This is a genomic window from Ancylomarina salipaludis (genome assembly GCF_004122035.1).
In the GTDB taxonomy this organism is placed as follows: Bacteria; Bacteroidota; Bacteroidia; order Bacteroidales; family Marinifilaceae; genus Ancylomarina; species Ancylomarina salipaludis.
Genome location: NZ_SAXA01000007.1, coordinates 127032 through 149503, shown reverse-complemented (window position 1 = coordinate 149503; position 22472 = coordinate 127032). Strand labels below are relative to the sequence as shown.

Here is a 22472-nt window from a genome sequence, read left to right as displayed (position 1 = left end):
TAAGTAAGAGCCTTGATCCTGAGATTAAGGCTCTTTTTTATACCTACATTTAGGTATTTTTTTCAGCTTTTATTATTAATAGGACTTTTTTATCTTTTTTTGTAAGGCATTTTTAAGCTTAAAAATGTCAATTTGTTTTTATTTCAAATTATAGAATCACAAATGTCTTTGAGAAGGAACTATATAGGAATTATCCCCATTGTACTTGTTGTCGTATTGGTTTTATGGAAATTGTCACAATTTATTGAGCTTGATTTTTCCGGGCAGGGTAATGATGTTCTTCGTTTTGCAGATGTAGAATTGTCCGAAGATGAGGCTGATCGTCTTGATCGTGATTTTATACCGGGGATTGAATATGTCAGCAATCTAACGGGAACCTGGGCAATTCGTTTCTTATTAGCAGCCTTTTTAATGTCACCTGTAAGTTTGTTTCTAGGTCGAGGTTTTCCATTGTATCTTCGTCAGTCTATTGGGATTACAACCGGTTTGTTCACAACGCTTCATGTGTTTGTGTTTATTTATTCCGAAAGCTTTTTATCTATTTTTACCCGAATTGAACTTATTTTGGGATTTTTAGCTTTTCTTATTATCCTCAGTCTGACGCTAACTTCGAATAAAAAAGCTATGAAATTGTTGAAATACAGGTGGAAGCGTTTGCATCGATGGGTTTATTTAGCAGCTGTATTGGTTATGCTTCATATCATTATTCTTGATCATTCGTGGCTGATTTATGGGGTTTTGTTTGGATTAGGTTTTGTTTGTAGAATAAAGGCTGTCAAACGTTTAATAAAATCGAGGGTGTAATTTTCTTGTAAAGAAAAGAGGCATCCCTAAGAACGCCTCTTTTTAAATATCTCGCAGTTGAATTTATAAATAAATCATCTCATCAACATATTATCACATTTTCTTATCACCGCATCAACTACATTTCAAATTCTTCCATATCACCCTCTTCCCCTTTGGCTCCACGTTTCTTTTTGTAATTGTTTATTTTATAGCTTAGGTTAAGCTTAATACTTGGCCATTGCATATCAAATTTGCTGTAGTTATAAAAACCAGAACCTTCACTAATGTTTTCGTGCTTAGCGGTATTCAGGACATTTCGTAATTGCAATGTTGCAGATAGCTTACGCTGCATAAAATCTTTCTTAAGGCCCAGGTTAGCAGTAATAAAGCCTTTGCGTTCACCTTGTGCTTTTTTACTTGCAGAGTTGTAGATGAAATTTACCTGAAAACGTGTGGTTTTGTTAAACATGAAGGTTGCATTGTTTCTTAAACTCCAATTGAAGCTTTTGGTTGAGAAATCCTGCACCAGTTCTACGTTATTACTGTCGTAAGTTGTGTAACTTCCTTCTTCTTTATAATGGTACACATTACCAATCAGGTCGTTTTTGAACCATTTGGCAAAGCTTAAGTTCAACATGGTTTCTACACCAAGAGAATAATCAGTCCCTACATTCTGAATAGTTGAAACCATAATGTTATTTTCGGGCAGTATAATACGTTCCATTACATTATTTGTGACGCGGTAATAGGTTTCGAATGAGATTGATTGTTCACCAATTCGTTTCTGATAGCCCAATTCGTATGAATCGATATATTCAGGCTTTAACCCAGGATTTCCTCTTCTCTTATTATTCGAGTCTGTCCAAGTATCAAAAGGCTCTAAATTCCAACCTCTGGGACGCTGAATTCTACGGGTGTAGCTGGCCATCATCTGATTACCTTCGTTCAGATCAATTTGTGTGTGAATCGTAGGAAAGAAATCCCATCTGTCAATACTAAAAGACTCTCCTGTGTTATTAACTTTTATTTCTCGATCTGTATATTCAGATCTTAAACCCAATTGATAGCCAATTTTACCCGACTGATCGGCAAAAAGGGCATATATGCCATGTGTATTTTTCGTATAGTCAACATTGTTGCTGTATTTGGGGTCTAAATTATAACCTGATCCTGGAGTAAACTGTTCAAGAGTCGTAATATCCTCACTTTGTCTGAACTGGCCTTGATAACCTGCTTCGAACTTCTTTTTACCTCCTAGGGGCAGTGTGTAGTCGCTTCGAACTTCTAAGTGATATCCAGGTCCTTTTTCAGTAGCGATTTTACCATCAGTTTGATCCCCTATAGAATTATTTGTTTCGGTAATAGACTCTTCATCACCATCACGGTATGAGTAATTTACTTGTGTCAGCCATAGATGCCCTTTGCCTTTGAAATTTCGTTGGTAGCTGAAGTTTGCATTATAAAAATCCATCACGCGATTGGTGTTGTTATCGCTATTGGTAATTTCTGTTGTTGTTTCTGTTATGGTTTTATCATTAAGCATACTTCCATTGTTCATATCTCGACCTCCATATCGAATTCCTAGAGTAATTAAGTTCATTGAATCAATTTGGAAGTCGAAGCCTGTTCTTAGCCCATAACTTAATCTTTCTCTGTTAATCTCACCATTTGAAAGGATCATTCTGGAATTAGTTATGTTTTCTTTTTTAATATCTCCTGAAAAACTGCGATTACCATAATCCATTCCAAGGTGGAAATTGAATTTATTTTTTCGCAGGTTGACTAAAAAATCTGCACCCCGGTTTTGATACGTACCTATATTCAGATTGACAACACCACTAGCTCCTTTGAGTTTGCCACTTTTTGTGATGATATTGATTATTCCGGATGAACCTTCAGGATCGTATTTGGCAGAAGGATTGGTAATAATCTCGATATTATCAATCACACTCGATGGCATTTGGGTAAGAATATCAGCTGCTTCCAAAATAGACGGACGACCATCAACAAGAACAGTGAAGTTACTGCTTCCTCTCAGGCTTACATTACCTTCAATGTCAACATTGATTGAGGGTACACTTTCGAGTACATCAACAGCATTTCCACTGGCGGTTGTTAGTTGACGGCTAACGGGTATGACTTTTTTATCAATCTGATATTGAACGGGTAAACGCTCGGCGCTAACGACAACTTCCCCCAGAGCTTCACTTGCTTGTGTTATGAATACATCTTTTAAATTGGTTATTCTGTGGTCGCGATTAATAGGAATATTTCGAATGGTTTTCTTATTGTATCCAATAAAAGAAATCTCAACATAGTACATGCCGGGTTTCAATTGTTTTAACTCGAATTCGCCCTTTGCATTGGTAATGGTCCCATTTATCAAGGTGGAATCTGTCATTGAAAATACAGAAACTGTAGCGTATTCTACAGCAGTTTTTAAGTCTTTATCTTTCACAATACCTTTTATTGTACCACCCATTGCCCCCTTTGAGTTTGGTACAGGTTTCATAGCCTGTGTCAGGCTGATTAGCATTGTGAAAACTAATAGTAATAGAGTTCTTTTCATGTTTTAAGCTCTTGTTTTAAGATGAACTGTATTCAGTTCTTCAGTTGTCGAATTCGTTAGTAGGTTGTGTTTCGATATGAAAAAAGATCCACAAGTTGGACTTTTTTATAGTAACATGTGTTTAGACAGAGAAAAATGCAAAAGGTTTAGTCGCATTTTCACTTTCGAATCCAAAATTATCATATTATGCGGATACATGTTTGCTGAATTGATTTTTTAATGGGTTTTAACAAATATTTAACGAATTGGTTTGTGCTCTGATCTGTCAGCTTTTAAGGTCTTTGTTTTCTTACAAGTCAATTGGTTTACTAGTAGACTTTCAATAAAATTCTTAACTTCATTAGCTTAAGAAACTAAAGTGAATTAAAAGCGATTATAATGAAGAATGTAACTGACTTAAAATCTAATCAAGATATACGTGTTACCAAAACACCTGTTTTAAACGAAGGCAGTCCTGAACTCAAAAGAAAAGAGATATTAGAGTATTTTCAGAAGACTTGGGAGCTGGACGATCGTTTATATGATTCTTTGAAAGGGGAGGACGCTTTTTATATGCGAGCCGATCCTTTGCGTCATCCTCTCATTTTTTATATCGGTCATACGGCAACTTTTTTTATCAATAAGTTGCTTTTGGCTGGTATCATCACCGAAAGAATCAATCCAGAATTCGAATCGATATTTGCGGTGGGAGTGGATGAGATGTCCTGGGACGATTTGAATGAGGCACATTACGATTGGCCCACTGTTCGGGACGTTCGTGAGTATCGTAAGCAGGTAAAAGCAAGGGTGGAAGATTTGATTCTGGAACTTCCTTTAATTATGCCCATCAATTGGGAAAATCCATTCTGGGTGATTCTAATGGGGATTGAACATCAGCGTATTCATATTGAAACCTCTTCGGTTTTAATCCGCCAATTACCCCTTGACAGGCTGCAGGAAAACCCTCTTTTTTCAATCTGTGAAGAGGCTGGGAGTGCTCCCGAAAATGAATTGGTGAAGGTCAGTCCGACCAAGGTCAGTTTGGGTAAAAAACGAGATGATGCTTTGTATGGTTGGGATAATGAATTTGGAACGCTTGAGACAGATGTTAATGCTTTTTCGGTATCCAGATTTTTGGTTTCGAATCAGGAGTTTAAAGCTTTTGTCGAAGATAAGGGGTATCAAACACAAATGTGGTGGACTCAGGAGGGCTGGAGTTGGGTTCAGTTTAAGTCTTGTGAATATCCGGTATTCTGGATAAAAGATGGCGAAAACTGGAAGTTACGTTGCATGTTACAGGAGATTGAGATGCCCTGGAATTGGCCGGCTGAGGTGAATTATTTGGAGGCAAAAGCATTTTGCAACTGGAAATCAGCTCAATTGGGAAAGAAATTGAGAATGCCGACTGAGGCAGAATACTATGCCCTTCGAAACAGTTTTAATATTCCCGATCAACCCTATTGGGAAAAGGCTCCGGGTAATATCAATCTGGAACATTACGCTTCATCCTGCCCGGTTGATACGTTTGATTTTGGTGGCGTTTTCGATGTGATAGGTAATGTTTGGCAGTGGACTGAAATGCCTATTTCAGCTTTGGATGGTTTTGAAATTCATCCCTTTTATGATGATTTTTCCACACCAACATTTGATGCCAGACATAATCTGATAAAAGGCGGTTCCTGGATTTCAACGGGGAACCTGGCCATTAAAGATTCGCGTTATGCATTTCGCCGTCACTTTTTTCAGCACGCGGGTTTCCGATACATCGAATCGGAGGAAGAGCTTGTGATTAAAGACGACTACTATGAGAGTGATGAATTGGTGTCGCAATATTGTGAATTTCAGTATGGGCAGACCTATTTTGGAGTAGAAAACTATTCTAAAGCTTGTCTCAAGCTATTACAAGAACATCTGAAAACGATTAATAAGGGGGCAGCTCTGGATTTGGGGTGTGCTACGGGACGCACCAGTTTTGAGCTGGCCAGGTATTTTGATAAGGTTACGGGCTTGGATTTTTCAGCACGCTTCATTCGCATTGGAACACAGTTGAAGGAAAGTGGTAAGCTGAATTACAGCCGAGTAGAAGAGGGGAAGCTCGATACTTTTCAGGAGGTTAAATTGTCAGATTATGGCTTGGATGCCTTTAGTGAGAAGGTCGAATTCTTTCAAGGGGATGCTTGCAATCTGAAGCCTTTTTTTACGGATTACGATTTGGTTATTGCCAGTAATCTCATCGATAGACTTTATAATCCGATTAAGTTTCTGCAGGATATCCATACCCGAATTAATACCGGAGGTTTACTTGTTTTAACCTCTCCATACACCTGGTTGGAAGAATTTACTGATGTGGATAATTGGGTGGGAGGCTATCGAAAAAATGGAGAACCTTATACCACACTCGATGGATTGAAAGAGCAATTGACTGATTATTTTGATTTGGTTGAAGAACCACAGGATATCCCTTTTGTGATTCGTGAAACAGCTCGAAAATATCAACACACGATTGCTCAAATGAGCATTTGGCGCAGAAAGTAATCGTTGTTAGCTTTATCTACTGGGGCTTCTTATTTATGGGAAGCCCTTTTATTTTGCGAATGAGACGATGATTAATTTACATGCCTTAAAAGGAATCAAAATTTAATCAGTATCAAAAATTAAGTTTGAAAAGCATATATTTGTCTTCCAAATTCCGAAAATGAACTTGTTTTATACAGTAATACGATCTATAGAGAAAGTTATCCTTTGGTTTTATCCGCCTTTCAAGAGGTTGATGCCGGAGCAAACATTTAAGTATGCAGCAACCGGCGGCGCCAATACGGCTTTGGATATCTTTCTATACTTTATTTTTTATCATTTTGTTCTCAATAAAGAGATTGTTGATTTAGGCTTTTATGCCATTTCACCCCATATCGCTGCATTCATCATGTCATTTTGCATTACTTTTCCCATGGGGTTTATCCTGGCTAAATACATCAGTTTTCCGGGGTCTTTTCTTCGAAAACGCATTCAGCTTTTTCGATATGGCTTAAGTGTGATGGGAAGTGTGCTGTTAAACTATTTTTTCCTAAAACTTTTTGTAGAACACTTTGGTTGGTACCCAACACCATCTAAAATGCTGACTACCCTAATTGCTATTCTATTCAGTTATACCGTTCAGAAATATTTTACCTTTAAAGTTGAAATTAAAGAATAGATTACAGACAACACTGTTTCTTGTTAATAAGGATTCTTCTTGCCAAGTATTCTAAGCTTTCTATTGTGTTAGGAAAATAAGGAAAGGATAGATATTAAGACTTTAGGTACAGGCATAGTAAAACAGAAAGTCTAGTAATATTCAAACAGAATCTGCTTGAGATTAGAAAATAATCTCGCCTGGATTAAAAAATAATCTCGGGCAGATTAATAACAAATCTCGCCTGGATTTACTTTGTTTCCCGACCAGAAAACTGGAAGTTTTATTCTAAAGGACCCAAAGTGGGGTGTCGAGTCTTCCCTTTTTCAACTGACTCGAATGTGTTGGTAGGCTTCTTAGTTCTAAAATATATTTACCTGCATTTAGTTCAGTGGGTATTTGAAAGAGCTGTTTGCTTATGGTATTATGGGCATAAACATCAATACGATACTCAGTCCCATCTTCGGCTAATAGAAATATGCCTTGCCTAGGATCTGACTCATCCAGCTTAAGATGATTGCCTCTTAATTCACCAATGGAACCCGGGCTGAGGATATCTGTACCTGGGGTTTTATTATGGTTGGTGAAGCTAAAAATATCAATCGTGTAGCTCCTGGAGTCACATTTATATAATTTGGTTTCTTTGGCTGCACGTTTTAGGATTACACCCGATGAGGTCTTAAACAGAAGGCTGTGGCGCTTACTGTCGAAGCTATCATCCCAATTATTAAAGACACCTCGCAGGCTGGGGCTAAAATTAACAAGGGGTGTATTGATACTATAACCTTTTTGAAGCAGATCGGGCAGGATTACTTCCAGTCGTTTAAAGATACTTTCAACTTCGTATGAGGTGATACCTGTACCTTCTTTTGCGATTTCATGTATTAAATCCGTTTTATTTATTATACCTATGGTCAGGGTTCTGCCAATGTAGTTATCAGAGCCTTTACTTAGGTGATTTTTGCTCAAATAGTATTCCATGATAAATGGTTTTATTTGGTTGAAATGCTAGTTATAATGGTTGATTATCAGATAAGAATTCCAAGACCTGTCACCTGTTAAGTTAAAACAATAATTGCATATAGAGAATTATTTCTTTATCTGTTTCTCAGGATTACTCGTATATCAAAGAATATTGGAGTCGTATTCATCTGGTGTGGTTTGTTGATTATTTGAGAGTTGTGCTTTTTTTTGTGATACGTGTATTTTTTTACCTTCAGGATATTTCGGATCTTTATAAGTGCTTGATAAGTCAGGCGTTGGAGTTGTTTGGTTTTTCTATGTTTGGGAATTAAAAATTGTTTTTTATGAGTCGAATAATAGTGATAGGAGCCGGTATGGTGGGGAGCGCCATGGCAATTGATATGGCAAAAAAACATCATGTAACACTCGCTGATATTAGTCAGCCCATATTGGATGCTGTTAAAAGCAGACATGCAGAGATTAAAATTCAACAGCTTGATGTGTGCAATAAAGCAGACTTGCAAACTCTTGTTAGGCCATTCGATTTGGCTATATGTGCTGTGCCGGGGTTCTTAGGATTTGAGACCTTAAAAGCTATTATTGAAGCAGAGGTAAATGTCGTGGATATTTCATTTTTTCCGGAAAATGCGTTTGACTTGGATGCCTTGGCTAAGACAAAGAATGTAACGGCAATTGTCGATTGTGGTGTGGCTCCCGGAATGGGGAACCTTATTCTGGGGCGATACAACGAAATAATGAAGTTGAGTGACTTTGAATGTCTGGTTGGTGGATTACCTAAAGAAAAAAAATGGCCTTTTTGTTATAAGGCACCCTTTTCGCCGATTGATGTGATTGAGGAGTATACCCGACCTGCAAGGTATGTCGAACATGGAGAGCTTGTTGTTCGTGACCCCTTAAGCGATTGCGAATATGTGGAATTTGATAGGGTGGGAACTTTGGAAGCGTTTAATACCGATGGCTTAAGATCCTTGATTTACACCATGTCGCATATTCCTAACATGAAAGAAAAAACCTTGCGTTATCCCGGGCATGTTGAGTATGTAAAGGTTTTAAAAGCCAGTGGCTTTTTCAATAGGGAAAAGATCGATTTTGGTGGGATCTCAATTTCGCCTTTAGATTTTACCAGCAAGATTCTTATTGATGAATGGAAATTGGGTGAAACTGAAGAAGAGTATACTGTGATGCGAGTGAGTCTGAAGGGTATAAATGGCAAGGGGCAAGGAGAGGAGATCATCTATAACTTGTATGATGACTATTGCAAGGCGACACAAACATCGTCTATGGCCAGAACAACCGGTTATACAGCAACTGCTGTTGCCAATTTGTTTTTAGAAGATTTGTTTACTGAAAAAGGAATTTTCCCGCCGGAATTGTTAGGTCAGCATGAAAGCTGTTTTAACTATGTTTTAAACTATTTGTCAGAAAGAAATATTCATTATAAAAAAAGCTTGCACCTGATACATTAAAGCTGTTAAAACAACAAGTCCCAGGCATAATAAAATACATATATTCGCCTAATAGTCAGTCATCGGAAGTGTGTTCTCTATTGGGTGATGATGCAAATTCGCGTTGTGTCATTTATGCCTTGGCTTGCACCATCAGAACCTCGGTTTAGTATCAATCCAACCGTGTCTCTTCCAATAAAATGATCAACTGGAGAGTATTCATAGATCATTGTACTGGATGATAATTCACGATAAATCTTGCTTATTTTGGCAAACTGAGGGGCTTCAAAAATCCAGGCACCTTCTTCGTCCCCAAAGTTACCTAAATCAATTCTGAGTGTATCCCCCATATTAATTTGAATTTCTTGTTGAATTTCAGACTCTACGATTCCAGCATTGTTGCCATTTTCTTTCTCAGAACAAGCAATAAGGAATACAATACTTATTAGAAGTATTAACTTAGTTTTCATTGTTTTAAGCTTTAGTTCATATTCCTTAGACGAAGAATATGCCAATAGGTTGCGTAATAATCTCCAGATTCAAGTTTACTATCCTATTTTACTAATGAGGTTCTGTTTGTTTAAGTTGGCATTTTATATAAAAAAAGGACCACCTTTCGGCAGTCCTTTTTGGGGGATTATGGTGTTCTTGTTTTGTCTTAAATAAACAAGTTGACATTTGATTGTTCAGCTTCTTCAAGGTAAGTGGCGACACCACCAATCTGAACCCCATCCAATAATTCAGCCTTGTCTACGCCCATCACGTCCATTGACATTTGGCAAGCGATCATTTCAACCCCATTGTCCATAGCCGTTTGCAATAAATCTTCCAATGAATCCACTTTTTTCGAAAGCATTCTCTTTTTCATCATTTTCGATCCCATGCCCATCATGTTCATTTTCGAAAGCTTCAGATTACCGGCATCGCTGGCCATCATTTTGCCAAACATCTTACCCATCATATCTTTCTGAACTTTAGGTTTGTCTGTTTTTTTGATGATATTCAGCCCCCAGAAGGTGAAGAAAAGTGTGACTTTACTTCCTGTAGCAGCTGCACCATTTGCAATGACCAAAGAGGCCAAAGCACGATCCATATCATCAGAAAAGACCACCATGGTTTTGTTTTTGGGTAAATTCATGCTGGTTACGGGACAGGCCTCAGTTTGTTTCTGTTTTTCAATGATTGCAGTGAAAATTCCCTTATCCGATTCGCATGAAATGAGCTTGTTGCCGGTCATGTTACACCAGGATGCCACATCCTTAACAAAACCCGGATCAGTTACTCGCTGACGAAGTCGCTGCCCGTCTTCGATTTTATCAATCTCTTTTTTTAGTTTGATAATGGGGCCCGGACATTGCAATCCACAGGCATCAATATCTATGGTTTTAATTTCTTTTTGATCTTTTGCAGTCTTATCTTTTCCACGATAAATATGACCATCGTTGGCAATATAACTCGATCCGAAGATATCTTCGTTACTCTGCTTACAGGTGGCGTGCTCATAGGTTTTATATCCCCCACTTAGGTTGACCACATCTTTAAAGCCTTTCTGCATTAGGATTCGTGCGGCAAAATACCCACGCAAGCCAACGCCGCAATAAATGATAATTTTTTTATCCTTTGGAATCTCATCAATACGTTCACGTATTTTATCCACTTCGATGTTAACAGCACCTTCAATTTGTCCCAATTCGAACTCGTCTGGTGTTCTCACATCCAAAATAAAGTTATCAGAGGCATCCATTTGGTGCAATTCATCCCAATGGATGATTTTAACCAAACCTTCGATGATGTTTCCGGCCGTAAAACCTGCCTGATTTACCGGATCTTTAGCTGATGAGAATGGTGGGGCATAGGCATGCTCAATCTCCTGAAGATCGTATATGCTTCCGTTGTTTTTAAGAACGGTAGCAATCATGTCGATGCGCTTGTCAACCCCTACATAACCAATGATTTGTCCGCCAAATAATTTTCCTGTTTCAGGATCGAACATGATTTTGATGGTTGTAGGCATGGCACCCGGGTAATAACCTGCATTGGAAGCACCGTGAGTAATATTCGAAATATACTTGATGCCTTCTTTCTTTAATACTTTTTCAGCCAATCCTGTTGAAGCAACCGTAATATCAAATACTTTAGCAATGGCTGTTGCAATGGCACCCTTATATTTTTTTGTATGCCCATTTACTAAATTATCTGCAAGCATACGGGCTTGTTTGTTTGCCGGACCGGCCAGGTAGGCGTTGGTGTATTTTCCTGTAATTGGATGTGGGAAAGCCATGGCATCGCCTAGTGCATAAACGTGCTCATTGCTGGTTTGTAAGTATTCGTTTACTTTAATACCGCCATTAGGAGCCAGCTCAATACCTGCTTCTTTTATCAATTTGGTTTCAGGACGGACACCGATAGATAAAATCACCATATCCGCATCTATTTTCCGACCTGATTGCAAATGAATATTCAATTTGCCCCCTTCGCGTTTGAATTCTGAAACCCCATCCTTTAGGTAAAACTCAACATTTTTAGTTTTCAGGTGCATGTGTACCTCAGCAGCCATTTCGTAGTCGAGAGGTGTCATTACCTGGTCAGCCATCTCAACAATGGTAACCAGCATTCCCATGTGATGTAAGTTCTCGGCCATTTCAAGGCCAATGAATCCTGCACCTACGACAACCGCTTTTTTAGGTTTTTTTTCATCGTAGAATGATTTGATCTTATCGGTATCTCTAACATTACGAACGGTGAAAATCGCCTCGTCCTTAATACCCGGAATAGGAGGCTTGATGGGTTCTGCACCTGGCGAAACGATTAGTTTATCGTAGCTTTCAGTATATGAGCTATTGTTGGTCAAATCTTTGACTTCAACCGATTTGTTTACAGTGTCAATTGCAATAACTTCGTTCTGAACACGAACTTCTACATTCAATCGAGCTTTAAAACTTTTTGGTGTTTGCAGTAATAGTTTTTCTCTTTCGGTAATAACACCACCAACATAATAAGGTAAACCACAGTTGGCATAAGAAATATGTTCGCCTCTTTCGAACATGATGATTTCCGCTGATTCGTCAATTCTTCTTAGGCGAGCAGCGGTTGTTGCTCCACCAGCTACACCTCCAACAATTAAATATTTTGTCATGTTATTCTATTTTATCTCTGTGTTTTTATCTTTATATCTAGATATCCATATATTTGGTGTGCAAATGTAGTATAACATTTGAATACCGCAGCATAAAATGCGGTTTTTGTAGTATGTTATGCAGTATGTTTGTGAACATATGTTCATATTTTGGAGTTTGTTTAGCTCCTATCAAATTGAGAAGAATTGATTTTTGATATCGGTCGTGTTGTTATGTGTGTTATGATCAGCGGTTTGCTTGTTGATAAGGTTGTGGATATTGTAATTAATTCTATTTATTTCGTCTAAATGTTCATTTGTTCTTTTATTATTGCCAAATAGCTCTATTTTTGCAGCAAATATGTGGGCTTGATTCTATGGATGGTTACATGTATTAATTTGAAATAGAATTACAGAAGGTAAGAGATGATTGATTTGATTGCATTTGATGCAGATGATACATTATGGGGGAATGAGAATTATTTTTATCAGACTCAGAATGAATATGCACAAATATTAAGTGATTATGGATGTAAAGAGGCCGTTTTAGAGCGATTACATTCTACAGAGATTAAGAATTTGAAACTGTATGGTTATGGTGTGAAGTCTTATACTCTTTCGATGATAGAGGCAGCTCTTAGCTTGTCTTTTAGAGAAATTCCCGGTGAATTGGTTGCTAAGATTCTTGCCCTTGGTGCAAAAATGTTGACTGAACCCGTGCAGCCTATGAATCAGGTTCAGGACGTTCTTGAGAAATTGTCTCGCAATCACAATCTGATTACAATTACCAAAGGTGATTTGCTGGATCAGAATAGAAAGATGAAGAAATCTGGTTTGGAAAAGTATTTCTCTGATGTGATTGTTGTGAGCGAAAAGAATGATGAGGCTTATCAGCAAATTATTGACAGCAAACAGATTAAAGCGGCGAATTTCCTGATGGTGGGCAATTCGATGAAATCGGATATTTTGCCGGTTCTTAATATTGGTGGTTATGGTGCCTATGTTCCTTACCAGTATACCTGGGAGCATGAGCAGGTTGTAGAACCCGTACAGCACGATAAATTATTCGAGTTGAAAGATATGAAAGAGATTCTGGACTTGAAATTCTTTAATTAGGAGAATATTTACAAATTAGATATATAAAATGCCTGCTTTCTTGAGCAGGCATTTTTTTTGTGCCATTTTACATAGTTAAAGCATCAAGCAAGATTTCAATGGGATGCTGAGCTTCCCGCTGACTTCCGTCCTTTATCTGGTGACGACAGGAAGTGCCTGAAGCAGCAAGTAGGGATGTGGCTTCAGTTTCCCGAATGGCAGGTAAAAGTTTGAGTTCTGCAATTTGCATACTAAGTTGGTAGTGCTCTGTTTCATAGCCAAAAGATCCGGCCATACCACAACAACCTGAATCAATTTCACTGGCTGAATAATTTTCCGGGAAGGATAAAACTTCTTTAACAGGCAGGGTAGAGGCCAGTGATTTTTGGTAGCAGTGTCCATGGAAACGGACTTCTTTGGTTTCACTGGTAAACTGTTCCTTTTTGATTCTCCCCGCTTGCATTTCTTGCCAAAGGAATTCTTCAATCATGAGGCAGTTTTCTGAAAGTTGAATAGCCGATGTTTTGAGTTCTTGATTAGCAAGATCTTTATATTCGTCTCTAAAGCTCAGAATAGCGGATGGTTCAATTCCAATCAGAGGCGTTTCTTTGCTAATAATGTCTTTCAAGAGCTTGATGTTTTTATTGGCTATAATCTGTGCCTGTTTAACCAAACCCTTTGACAGGTAAGTCCTGCCACTTTCAATATGTTTAGGGATAATGACTTTGTAACCTAATTTTTCAAGCAGCTGAATCGCTTTTATCCCAATATCGGTATCATTGAAATTTGTAAACTCATCGGCAAAAAAGTACACTAGTTTTATCTGTCTAGTATTCGATGAGTTTTGTCTTTTTGCCCAAGATTTTAATGTGGTTTGATGCAGTTTGGGTATGCTTCTTTCTCGGGCAAAACCCAATTGTTTCTTTATAAAGCTTCCGATTTTTGGGTGTTGATTCACGTAATTATATAGCCTAGGTGCAAAACTTCCCAGCTGATTGATCTTACTGATATTGGCTATGAGGCGGGTTCTTAATGGCACGCCATTGCTCTGATAGTAATGTTGTAAAAATTCAGCCTTTAGTTTCGCCATGTCCACATTCGATGGACATTCCGATTTGCAGGCTTTACACGACAGACATAAATCCAGGACTTCGTAAAGTTCTTTGCTGTTGAAAGGGTTTTTAGCTTCCGAGTATGATAAGAATTCTCTTAAGAGATTGGCACGAGCGCGTGTTGTATTCTTTTCATCCAAGCTCGCCTGATAGCTGGGACACATGGTCCGACCCGTTTTGTGTGTGTTTCGACAATCGCCCGAACCATTGCAACGCTCAGCAGCACGAATAATTCCCCCATCTTCAGAGAAATCGAAATAGGTGCTAAGCTCTTTAGTTTCCTGATTGTTATTGTAACGCAAATGAGTATTCATCTTAGGCGTATTCACAATTTTTTCAGGATTGAAAATGTGATGAGGATCCCAAACCTCTTTAATCTCTTTGAAGACCTGATAAATTGTATCACCAACCATTAAAGGAATAAACTCGCCTCGTAAACGACCATCTCCATGTTCACCACTTAACGATCCTTTGTATTTCTTAACCAGTTTGGCTGTATCTAAAGCAATGCTGTGAAATTTTTCTCTATCAGTTTCTTGTTTTAGGTTCAGAATTGGACGCAGATGGATTTCACCGGAACCAATATGAGCGTGAAAAACGCAGGAAAGGCCGTGTTGAATTAAAAGCTTTTTGAACTCAGCAATATATTCGGGGAGTACTTCGGGTAAAACAGAAGTGTCTTCAATTACTGAAACAGGTTTGGCATCGCCATGAAGATTTGATAGAACGCCTAAGGCTGATTTTCGAAGATCCCATACGCGTTTGATATTTTCTTTTCCTCTGACAATAGGAAAGTGGTAGCCGAGCTGATTTGTCTTAAAGTCAGCCTCCATGGCTTGAGCAATTTCATCAATCTCACCCTGACTTTCGCGGGCAAATTCAATTATCAATAAGGCTCCGGGTTGATCTTTAATAAAAAATCGGTTTTTAGCCTGGAGTATATTGCCTTCGGAAAGTTTCAGAATGGTAGCATCCATCAGTTCGACGGCACCGGGTTTGTATTTCAATGCAATTAAATTGCCTTGCATAGCCTCTTCAAGAGAGGTGAAATGGGCACATATTAATGCTTGCTCTTTAGGAGGAGCGGGGACTAAGTTGAGTTTGATCTCAGTCGTAAAAGCCAAAGTTCCTTCAGATCCGGCTAGTAGTTTGCAAAAATTGAAGGCTTTTGGGGTCGAATCGAAAGGTTGTGAGTCAAGTAGCAAATCCAGAGCATAACCTGTATTGCGTCTGTGGTTTTTGGTATCCGGGAATTCCTTTCGTATGGCGTCCTGTATTTGTTTATTTTCAAGCTTTTCACGAATATGTTGATAAATTTTAGTTTCCAAGCTGGCTTTGATGCCTTTGCTTTTGCACTTCGCATGAAATTCGTCATCGCTTAAAGCGGAAAAACTGGCTTTTGATCCATCGCTTAGCAGGGTTTTTATCTCCAAAGTATGATCGCGTGTGCTCCCATAGATTAAGGAGTGTGAACCGCAGGAATTATTACCCAACATGCCCCCAATCATACAACGAGAAGAGGTAGAAGTTTCAGGACCAAAAAATAAGCCGTAGTCATTTAAGTAGAGATTAAGCTCATCGAGGATAACTCCGGGTTGAACGCGCACCCATTTTTCTTCTTCATTCAATTCCAGAATTTTAGTAAAATGTCGGGAGATATCTACGATAATACCATCACCAACCACCTGACCCGCCAGGGATGTCCCGGCAGCTCTGGGTATCAGAGATAAAGCTTCTTTTCGAGCAAATAAAATGAGTTTTTTAATATCTGCTTCGTTTTTAGGATAGGCAACGGCCAGAGGTAATACTTTATAGGCTGACGCATCGGTTGCGTAGATCAGACGTGTACTTTGATCTCTATGAAATTCACCTTCGAATGTTGCTGAAAAGCTTTTAAATTTATCTGATGTTTGCATGAATAGTTATCAAGTTTAAAAAGATGTATCTGTTTTTTAGGCTTCGTTTTCCAAGGTGCCTAAATTAATATTTAACGATATAGATATTCTAGCTAAATTCCCTCTAAGATATTAAAAAATCCTCTTATCAAGAATGAATATTAATACAGTTTAAAATGTGTTAAAATGCCTGCTTTCGAAATGCATTTTGGGCATTTATATCTAATTTCGCAATGTCGAGATTACAAAAACACATAAATTACTGATTCACAATGGACTTATTGCAAAAGATTAAGGAGAATGCAAAGCTGCATGGAAAAAAAATTGTTCTTCCTGAAGGAACTGAAGAAAGAACTTTGCAAGCTGCAGATATCCTTTTGAAAGAAAAAATTGCACAAATTATTTTGATTGGAAATCCGGAAACAATCAAATCTGAAGCTGGCAGAATGAATTTAGAGAACATCTGCAATGCGATTATCATCGATCCTGAAAATCATGATAAGATGGAAGCATACGCTGAGATTTTGTTTGAGCTTCGTAAGAAGAAAGGGATGACCATGGAGCAAGCTATGGGGCTTGTTAAAGATCCGCTTTACCTGGCAACACTAATGATTAAAGCAGGTGATGCTGATGGTGAAGTTGCCGGAGCTTTAAATGCGACTGGTGACGTTTTACGTCCAGCGTTTCAGATTGTGAAAACAATGCCTGGTTGTTCAGTTGTTTCTGGTGCTTTTATCCTGATCTTAAAAGATAAAACATTTGGTGATAATGGTATGTTGGTAGTTGCTGACTGTGCTGTTCATCCAAATCCAACTGCAAGCGAATTGGCTGAAATTGCAGTTGCTACAGCAAAAACGACAAAAGCGATTGCGAATATGGAACCTCGTGTGGCTATGTTGAGTTTCTCTACTATGGGATCGGCTAAGCACGAAATGGTTGATAAGGTTGTTGAGGCAACTCGTTTGGCTAAGGAGATGGCTCCGGAATTTTTAATTGATGGTGAAATGCAAGCTGATGCAGCTATTGTTGAGGCAATTGGTGCAAGCAAGGCTCCAAACTCTCAGGTTGCTGGTAGAGCCAACGTATTGGTATTCCCAACGCTTGAAGTTGGAAATATTGCTTACAAACTGGTACAGCGTTTAGCGGGTGCTGAGGCTGTAGGTCCGGTATTGCAAGGTATGGCTGCTCCTATCAACGACCTTTCAAGAGGTTGTTCAGTGAGCGATATTGTAAATTTGGTTGCTATTACAGCAAATCAGGCAGCTGGCATGTAAGTTGAGAAATCAGAAAAGAAACTTATTCAAAACATATAAATAAACAAAATCCAATGAACGTTTTAGTTTTAAATTGCGGAAGTTCTTCATTAAAGTATCAAATTTTGAACATGGGCGAAGAGGCAACTCTTTTAGCTTCTGGTCTGGTTGAGCGTATCGGTCTTGAAAATGGTGTGTTAACTCACAAGCCTGAAGGAAAAGATAAGTTCAAAACGGTTCAGGATATTCCTAACCATAGTGTTGGCATTAATTTAGTGCTTGCTGCTTTGGTTGATGCTGATCATGGTGTAATCTCTGATATCAAAGAAATTAACGCAGCGGGACATCGAGTGGCTCACGGTGGTGAATATTTCCAGGATTCTGCTTTTATTACAGAAGAAGCGAAAGCTAATATTAAAGCTTGTTGTGAGTTGGCTCCACTTCACAACCCTGCTAACCTTGAAGGTATTTTAGCAATTGAAAAATTATTGCCAGGTCTTCCACAGGTAGCTGTTTTTGATACTTCATTCCACCAAACTCTTCCAAAAGAAGCTTTCATGTATGGTTTGCCATACGATTGTTACGAAGATTTGAAAGTTCGTAAGTATGGTTTCCACGGAACTTCTCACAAATTTGTTGCAAACAAGGCTTGCGAGATTTTAGGATGGAATATTGCTGATAAAAAAATTGTTTCTTGTCATTTAGGTAATGGTGCTTCAGTTTGTGCTATCGATGGTGGTAAATCTGTTGAAACTTCAATGGGATTCACTCCAAACGAAGGTCTTTTGATGGGAACACGTACAGGTAATCTTGACTTGGGTGCTTTATTATATATCGCTGAAAAGAAAGATCTATCTATTCAGGAAACAAATAATCTGATTAATAAAGAATCTGGTTTAGCAGGTATTTCTGGAATTTCTTCAGATATGAGAGATCTTGAAAATGCGGCTGCTGAAGGAAACGACAGAGCTCAACTAGCTTTAGATATGTTTGCTTACAGAGTGAAGCGTTTTGTTGGTTCGTATACTGCATCAATGGGTGGTGTTGATTTGATTCTTTTCACTGGTGGTATTGGTGAGAATGACTCAGTTTCACGTGAGAAGATAGCAGGTAACTTTGCTTATCTTGGTTTAGATTTTGATTTTGAGAAAAATAAAGGTCTACGTGGAAAAGATGCAATTATCTCTACTGAAGATTCTAAAGTGAAGTGTATGGTTGTAACAACTAATGAAGAATTAGTTATTGCTAAGGATACACAACGTATTGTTTCTGCACTTTAATTTGCCTAAATATATTTTCAGAAAAGACTATCTCAGTGGAGGTAGTCTTTTTTTTGTTTGTTTTTATCACGTATGGTTTTTATTTAACAATGTTGTATATTAGATTGTTATTAACTTAAAAAACTGACCTATGAAAAAAATAAGCACTTTATTCGTTATGCTTTTTATTATACAGATTACTTTCGCTCAGGATATTGAAGCTGAAAAGGAAGCTATAAGAAAAGTGATTCAGACTTCCTATGTTGAAGGTTTACAGAATGAGGGTAATCTGGCTAAAATAGATCAGGGCATTCATCCGGGCTTTGTACTTTTGGGAATAGGTGAGAAGGATGAAATGTGGAAACTCCCTATTGATAAATGGAAAGAGAAGACTGAGATAAAATTAAAAGAGGGCAAATTACCCAGAAAAGAAAAGCCAATTTCAATTAAGTTCTTGTCAATTGATGTAACGGGGACGGCAGCAGTAGCTAAAATCGAATTTTATGTGGGAGAAAAGCTAACCTATATTGATTACATCTCACTTTATAAATTTGATTGTAAATGGAAAATGGTGAATAAGATTTTTTATAAGCTGCCTGCTTAGCTACAGGTTTTAAAAAATAAGGCTATTAGAATTGAATATTCTAATAGCCTTATTTTCAGTGTAGTATCTCGTTTGAGTTTCGTTTTAGTTTCCAGCGTTTGTGTGTCCATAACCAATAAGCAGGATCGCGTTTGATTTGCTTTTCGAGAAGCTGAGTGTGTTTTTTACTGATCTCACCATACTGAGTTGAGCGAGGATTTTCTTCAATAATTTCCAGTGAAATTTCGTAATAGCCACGTTTTGTTCGATTCATGCGCATAAACACAACAGCATAATCGAATTCGATAGCATATTTCTCAGTTCCGAACATGATGGCTGTATCCTGATTTAGGAATTCTGTCCAAAACAGATTTTTATTCGATTTTTTAGGGCATTGGTCGCAGCCAAATCCAATAATCACATTTCGGTCAACATTTTTTTCGAAATAAGCCTTTGCCTCATTTTTTGGAATTAGTTCAATCCCAAACTTTGATCTTGAACTTCGGAATTTTTTATCGAAAAACGAATTGCTTAAAGGTTTGTATAAGGCTGCAGCCTGGTGTTTAAGTGATAGATTCAAGCATGCGGCTGCCATTTCCCAATTGTTATAATGACCACAAGCCAAAACGATACTTTTATTCTTTTTATATAGTTCGTCGAGAATTTCAGGGTTTGTAATCTTGCAACGTTCCATAGCTTCACTTTCGCTGATATTAAAACATTTGATGCTTTCTGTAATGAAATCACAAAAGAATTGGTAGAATGTTTTTGCGATTTCGTTTATTTCAGTTTTACTTTTCTCGGGAAAGGAGTTATGTAAATTCGAAATGACTACTGTTTTTCTATAGCTTAACAGACGATAGGAAAATAAGTATAATAAATCAGATAGTTTATATAGAATGTTAATAGGGAGTCGTGATAATGGTAGCAATATCACATAATAGAGTATTCTGGTCATAAGTTAGCTTTAGTCATATTTTTTTAGGGAGCGCAATATAGAGAAGTATCGCTGAAAAATGAAAGATAAATTGCTTAGAACTATTAGAAATAGTGGGGTGTCATCATAATAATGATGATTGATAAGTGACTTAAAAGAGAGGGCAAATTATTAATTTAATAGTCAAATATGATAATGGAAGTTTTATAAAAATATATCTTTGTGGCAAATTCAGAATTATGATTAGATCTACAGAACAAGCATTTAAAACTATCGATACAAAGGCTCAGGGAATTCCTTATGAGGCGATTGACTACTTAAGAAATTTGGATTCAAATGAGGACCTTATCAAGAAATTGAAATATGCTTTTGAGAATGCCTATAATGGTAAAGTGTACTTTTCTGATGATTTGAGAATTATGCTTCCTGCTCCGCTTTGGTATGCTGTTGTTGCTGAAAAACACTTGCATATGGATTATGCGGATGATTTATTAAACTTATTCAGTGTTGAGGAAGATTGGGACTTGATGAACGAGCAAGCCGTTTATTTAGTGGGACAGATGGCCAAGAAGTATCCTACTGAGTTTGTGAATAAGGTTTTGGAATACATCGAAGGAAATATCGATAAGGAAAGTAAGACACCATATATTTTTAGTTTCGAAGCTTTGTATTACGCAACAGATGAACAGTTCGACCGCATATTTGCGATTCTCGATTTGGAAAACTTTCAGTGGTTAGATCATTATATCAGAATTCTGGGTGATATTCAACACCCGGGAACATTAGATAAGTTTAAAGCCATGTTGCCAAAATTTGAAGGAAAACATACGGCTGTAGAACTGCAGTTTTATATTGATGTGATGGAAGGGAAAGTAACTGATTTTGAAAAAGGTGTTGCCTTTTGTGAAATGCGCGATACTGAATGGAAAAATCATTATCAACAGATGGAAGCTATCTTTGCACAATCTGAGGCTCCGATTCAAATCAACCAAAAAGTAGGACGTAATGATCCCTGTATTTGTGGGTCAGGAAAGAAATTCAAGCATTGTTGCATGAACTAATATAGAGCAGATACAAAACAAAAGCCTTGATTAAAAAATCAAGGCTTTTGTTTTATTAGCGTCTTGCTTTGTCAAGCATCATCAGGTCGGCGAGTGCTATAGCTGTTACCGCTTCAACAATTACTGGTACCCGGAGTGCAATACAGGCATCATGTCTTCCTTCAATCAAAAGGTCTTCCATTGCTGATTTAGAAATATTCATAGTTCGCTGACTCACACCTATTGATGAAGTTGGCTTGATGGCAACTCTAAAGATAATTTCATTCCCGTTGGTAATACCACCATTAATACCCGCAGCATGATTGGTTTCTGTTTTCCCATCAGGAGTCAGGATATTATCGTTATGTTCCGATCCGGTCATTCTAGCAGCTTTGAAACCCGATCCAAACTCAATTCCTTTCGTTGCCGGAATTGCAAAAACCAGATGAGATATCATCGATTCTACTGAATCAAAGAAAGGTTCGCCCCATCCAATAGGCAGGTTATTGGCTCGACACTCAACAATTCCACCTATAGAATTATGGTTTTTGATAGCTTTATCCAAAGCGGCATCGAAATCGGTTGAACCACCAATTTCGGTTAGATTTGCTTCGATATTGACATCACCAAGAATTTTTTTAGCGACTGTTCCGGCAACAACTAATCCCAGAGTAATACGTCCGGAAAAGTGTCCGCCACCCGTGTAATCATTGTTTTTTCCAAACTTGTGTTGCGCCACAAAATCGGCATGACCGGGACGAGGCGTATCAAGCAAGTTGCTGTAATCTTTCGATTGGGTATTGGTATTATGGAATAGAATAATAATAGGTGCACCAGTTGTCTTACCTTTAAAAGTCCCACTTAGTATGCTTGGTAAATCTTTTTCTATACGGGGCGTTGTGCCTTTAGCACCTGACTTACGTCGACTCAAATCAGGTAATAAATCGTCTTCGGTAAGGGCAATGCCCGATGGACAGCCATCAATTGTTATACCGACACCTTTGCCGTGAGATTCTCCGAATATGCTGATTTTAAAAATTCTTCCGAATGTGTTCATAGGGGTAATCGTTTGTATAATCTGGATGAGATCCAGTTGTGGTTTAATAATTTGGTAATAGCAGAAACAAAGATAGTCAATTTGTGATTGTGCTAATGTGTGATTAAAGTAAATTGGTGCTTTATAATGTATAGTTTTATTTCAATTGAAAAGTTTATTGTTTTTATATCGAGAATATATTACATGTTAAG

General features: G+C 37.9%; 16 protein-coding genes. 9 read left to right on the top strand and 7 right to left on the bottom strand.

Features of this window, described 5'->3' with window-relative positions; translation table 11 throughout:
- Positions 1 to 162: 162 nt before the first annotated feature.
- Positions 163 to 804, top strand: a complete 642-nt coding sequence (locus EO244_RS09410; protein WP_129254419.1) for a ferric reductase-like transmembrane domain-containing protein — start codon at positions 163 to 165, stop codon at positions 802 to 804.
- Between the two features lie 118 nt (positions 805 to 922).
- Here EO244_RS09410 and EO244_RS09405 read toward each other — a convergent pair whose 3' ends face one another.
- Complete coding sequence (locus tag EO244_RS09405; protein ID WP_129254418.1) at positions 923 to 3355, bottom strand: TonB-dependent receptor domain-containing protein; 2433 nt, start codon at positions 3353 to 3355, stop codon at positions 923 to 925.
- Between the two features lie 378 nt (positions 3356 to 3733).
- Here EO244_RS09405 and ovoA point away from each other — a divergent pair, with 378 nt between their 5' ends.
- Together ovoA and EO244_RS09395 are read left to right on the top strand one after the other, a co-directional pair.
- A complete protein-coding gene (gene ovoA, locus EO244_RS09400; RefSeq protein ID WP_129254417.1) occupies positions 3734 to 5869 on the top strand; it encodes a 5-histidylcysteine sulfoxide synthase in 2136 nt (711 codons plus the stop codon).
- A 160-nt stretch (positions 5870 to 6029) separates the two neighbouring features.
- Positions 6030 to 6527, top strand: coding sequence for a GtrA family protein (locus EO244_RS09395; protein ID WP_129254416.1), 498 nt, complete (start codon positions 6030 to 6032; stop codon positions 6525 to 6527).
- 267 nt (positions 6528 to 6794) lie between these two features.
- Here EO244_RS09395 and EO244_RS09390 read toward each other — a convergent pair whose 3' ends face one another.
- A complete protein-coding gene (locus EO244_RS09390; RefSeq protein ID WP_129254415.1) occupies positions 6795 to 7487 on the bottom strand; it encodes a DNA-binding domain-containing protein in 693 nt (230 codons plus the stop codon).
- 326 nt (positions 7488 to 7813) lie between these two features.
- Between EO244_RS09390 and EO244_RS09385 the strand changes: the two genes are divergently transcribed.
- Positions 7814 to 8956 (top strand): saccharopine dehydrogenase family protein, encoded by a 1143-nt coding sequence (locus EO244_RS09385; protein WP_129254414.1) that lies wholly within the window; start codon positions 7814 to 7816, stop codon positions 8954 to 8956.
- 77 nt (positions 8957 to 9033) lie between these two features.
- Here the strand turns inward: EO244_RS09385 and EO244_RS09380 are convergent, their stop codons facing one another.
- Positions 9034 to 9405, bottom strand: coding sequence for a hypothetical protein (locus EO244_RS09380; RefSeq protein ID WP_129254413.1), 372 nt, complete (start codon positions 9403 to 9405; stop codon positions 9034 to 9036).
- A 188-nt stretch (positions 9406 to 9593) separates the two neighbouring features.
- Positions 9594 to 12071 carry an FAD-dependent oxidoreductase gene (locus tag EO244_RS09375; RefSeq protein ID WP_129254412.1) on the bottom strand — a complete coding sequence of 826 codons (2478 nt, stop codon included), beginning with the start codon at positions 12069 to 12071 and terminating at the stop codon, positions 9594 to 9596.
- 405 nt (positions 12072 to 12476) lie between these two features.
- On the opposite strand from EO244_RS09375, the gene EO244_RS09370 reads away from it, so the two are divergent.
- Entirely contained in the window at positions 12477 to 13166 is a 690-nt protein-coding gene (locus EO244_RS09370; protein ID WP_129254411.1) for an HAD family hydrolase, read from the top strand.
- A 67-nt stretch (positions 13167 to 13233) separates the two neighbouring features.
- On the opposite strand, the gene EO244_RS09365 is transcribed toward EO244_RS09370, so the two are convergent.
- On the bottom strand, positions 13234 to 16173 hold the full coding sequence (locus EO244_RS09365; RefSeq protein ID WP_129254410.1) for an FAD-binding and (Fe-S)-binding domain-containing protein: 2940 nt from the start codon (positions 16171 to 16173) through the stop codon (positions 13234 to 13236).
- Positions 16174 to 16424: 251 nt separating this feature from the next.
- Between EO244_RS09365 and pta the strand changes: the two genes are divergently transcribed.
- The 3 genes from pta (at position 16425) to EO244_RS09350 (ending at position 19268) form a co-directional block, all read left to right on the top strand.
- The gene (gene pta, locus EO244_RS09360; RefSeq protein ID WP_129254409.1) at positions 16425 to 17426 is read left to right on the top strand and encodes a phosphate acetyltransferase; all 1002 of its coding nucleotides are present in this window, start codon (positions 16425 to 16427) and stop codon (positions 17424 to 17426) included.
- A 53-nt stretch (positions 17427 to 17479) separates the two neighbouring features.
- Positions 17480 to 18685 carry an acetate/propionate family kinase gene (locus tag EO244_RS09355; RefSeq protein WP_129254408.1) on the top strand — a complete coding sequence of 402 codons (1206 nt, stop codon included), beginning with the start codon at positions 17480 to 17482 and terminating at the stop codon, positions 18683 to 18685.
- Positions 18686 to 18815: 130 nt separating this feature from the next.
- Positions 18816 to 19268 (top strand): nuclear transport factor 2 family protein, encoded by a 453-nt coding sequence (locus EO244_RS09350; protein WP_129254407.1) that lies wholly within the window; start codon positions 18816 to 18818, stop codon positions 19266 to 19268.
- A gap of 55 nt (positions 19269 to 19323) precedes the next feature.
- Here the strand turns inward: EO244_RS09350 and EO244_RS09345 are convergent, their stop codons facing one another.
- Positions 19324 to 20205 (bottom strand): lysophospholipid acyltransferase family protein, encoded by an 882-nt coding sequence (locus tag EO244_RS09345; RefSeq protein ID WP_129254406.1) that lies wholly within the window; start codon positions 20203 to 20205, stop codon positions 19324 to 19326.
- Between the two features lie 218 nt (positions 20206 to 20423).
- On the opposite strand from EO244_RS09345, the gene EO244_RS09340 reads away from it, so the two are divergent.
- Complete coding sequence (locus EO244_RS09340) at positions 20424 to 21245, top strand: YecA family protein (RefSeq protein WP_129254405.1); 822 nt, start codon at positions 20424 to 20426, stop codon at positions 21243 to 21245.
- A gap of 55 nt (positions 21246 to 21300) precedes the next feature.
- Here the strand turns inward: EO244_RS09340 and EO244_RS09335 are convergent, their stop codons facing one another.
- Entirely contained in the window at positions 21301 to 22281 is a 981-nt protein-coding gene (locus EO244_RS09335) for a chorismate synthase (protein ID WP_129254404.1), read from the bottom strand.
- Positions 22282 to 22472 lie beyond the last annotated feature (191 nt).

Bases quoted from the DNA above. Each gene is read 5' to 3' on its own strand.
- EO244_RS09345 (WP_129254406.1), bottom strand. From the start codon at position 20,205: ATGACCAGAATACTCTATTATGTGATATTGCTACCATTATCACGACTC.
- EO244_RS09410 (WP_129254419.1), top strand. From the start codon at position 163: ATGTCTTTGAGAAGGAACTATATAGGAATTATCCCCATTGTACTTGTT.
- EO244_RS09340 (WP_129254405.1), top strand. From the start codon at position 20,424: ATGATTAGATCTACAGAACAAGCATTTAAAACTATCGATACAAAGGCT.
- EO244_RS09375 (WP_129254412.1), bottom strand. From the start codon at position 12,071: ATGACAAAATATTTAATTGTTGGAGGTGTAGCTGGTGGAGCAACAACC.
- EO244_RS09380 (WP_129254413.1), bottom strand. From the start codon at position 9,405: ATGAAAACTAAGTTAATACTTCTAATAAGTATTGTATTCCTTATTGCT.
- EO244_RS09395 (WP_129254416.1), top strand. From the start codon at position 6,030: ATGAACTTGTTTTATACAGTAATACGATCTATAGAGAAAGTTATCCTT.
- pta (WP_129254409.1), top strand. From the start codon at position 16,425: ATGGACTTATTGCAAAAGATTAAGGAGAATGCAAAGCTGCATGGAAAA.
- EO244_RS09370 (WP_129254411.1), top strand. From the start codon at position 12,477: ATGATTGATTTGATTGCATTTGATGCAGATGATACATTATGGGGGAAT.
- EO244_RS09350 (WP_129254407.1), top strand. From the start codon at position 18,816: ATGAAAAAAATAAGCACTTTATTCGTTATGCTTTTTATTATACAGATT.
- EO244_RS09365 (WP_129254410.1), bottom strand. From the start codon at position 16,173: ATGCAAACATCAGATAAATTTAAAAGCTTTTCAGCAACATTCGAAGGT.
- EO244_RS09385 (WP_129254414.1), top strand. From the start codon at position 7,814: ATGAGTCGAATAATAGTGATAGGAGCCGGTATGGTGGGGAGCGCCATG.
- EO244_RS09335 (WP_129254404.1), bottom strand. From the start codon at position 22,281: ATGAACACATTCGGAAGAATTTTTAAAATCAGCATATTCGGAGAATCT.
- EO244_RS09405 (WP_129254418.1), bottom strand. From the start codon at position 3,355: ATGAAAAGAACTCTATTACTATTAGTTTTCACAATGCTAATCAGCCTG.
- ovoA (WP_129254417.1), top strand. From the start codon at position 3,734: ATGAAGAATGTAACTGACTTAAAATCTAATCAAGATATACGTGTTACC.
- EO244_RS09390 (WP_129254415.1), bottom strand. From the start codon at position 7,487: ATGGAATACTATTTGAGCAAAAATCACCTAAGTAAAGGCTCTGATAAC.
- EO244_RS09355 (WP_129254408.1), top strand. From the start codon at position 17,480: ATGAACGTTTTAGTTTTAAATTGCGGAAGTTCTTCATTAAAGTATCAA.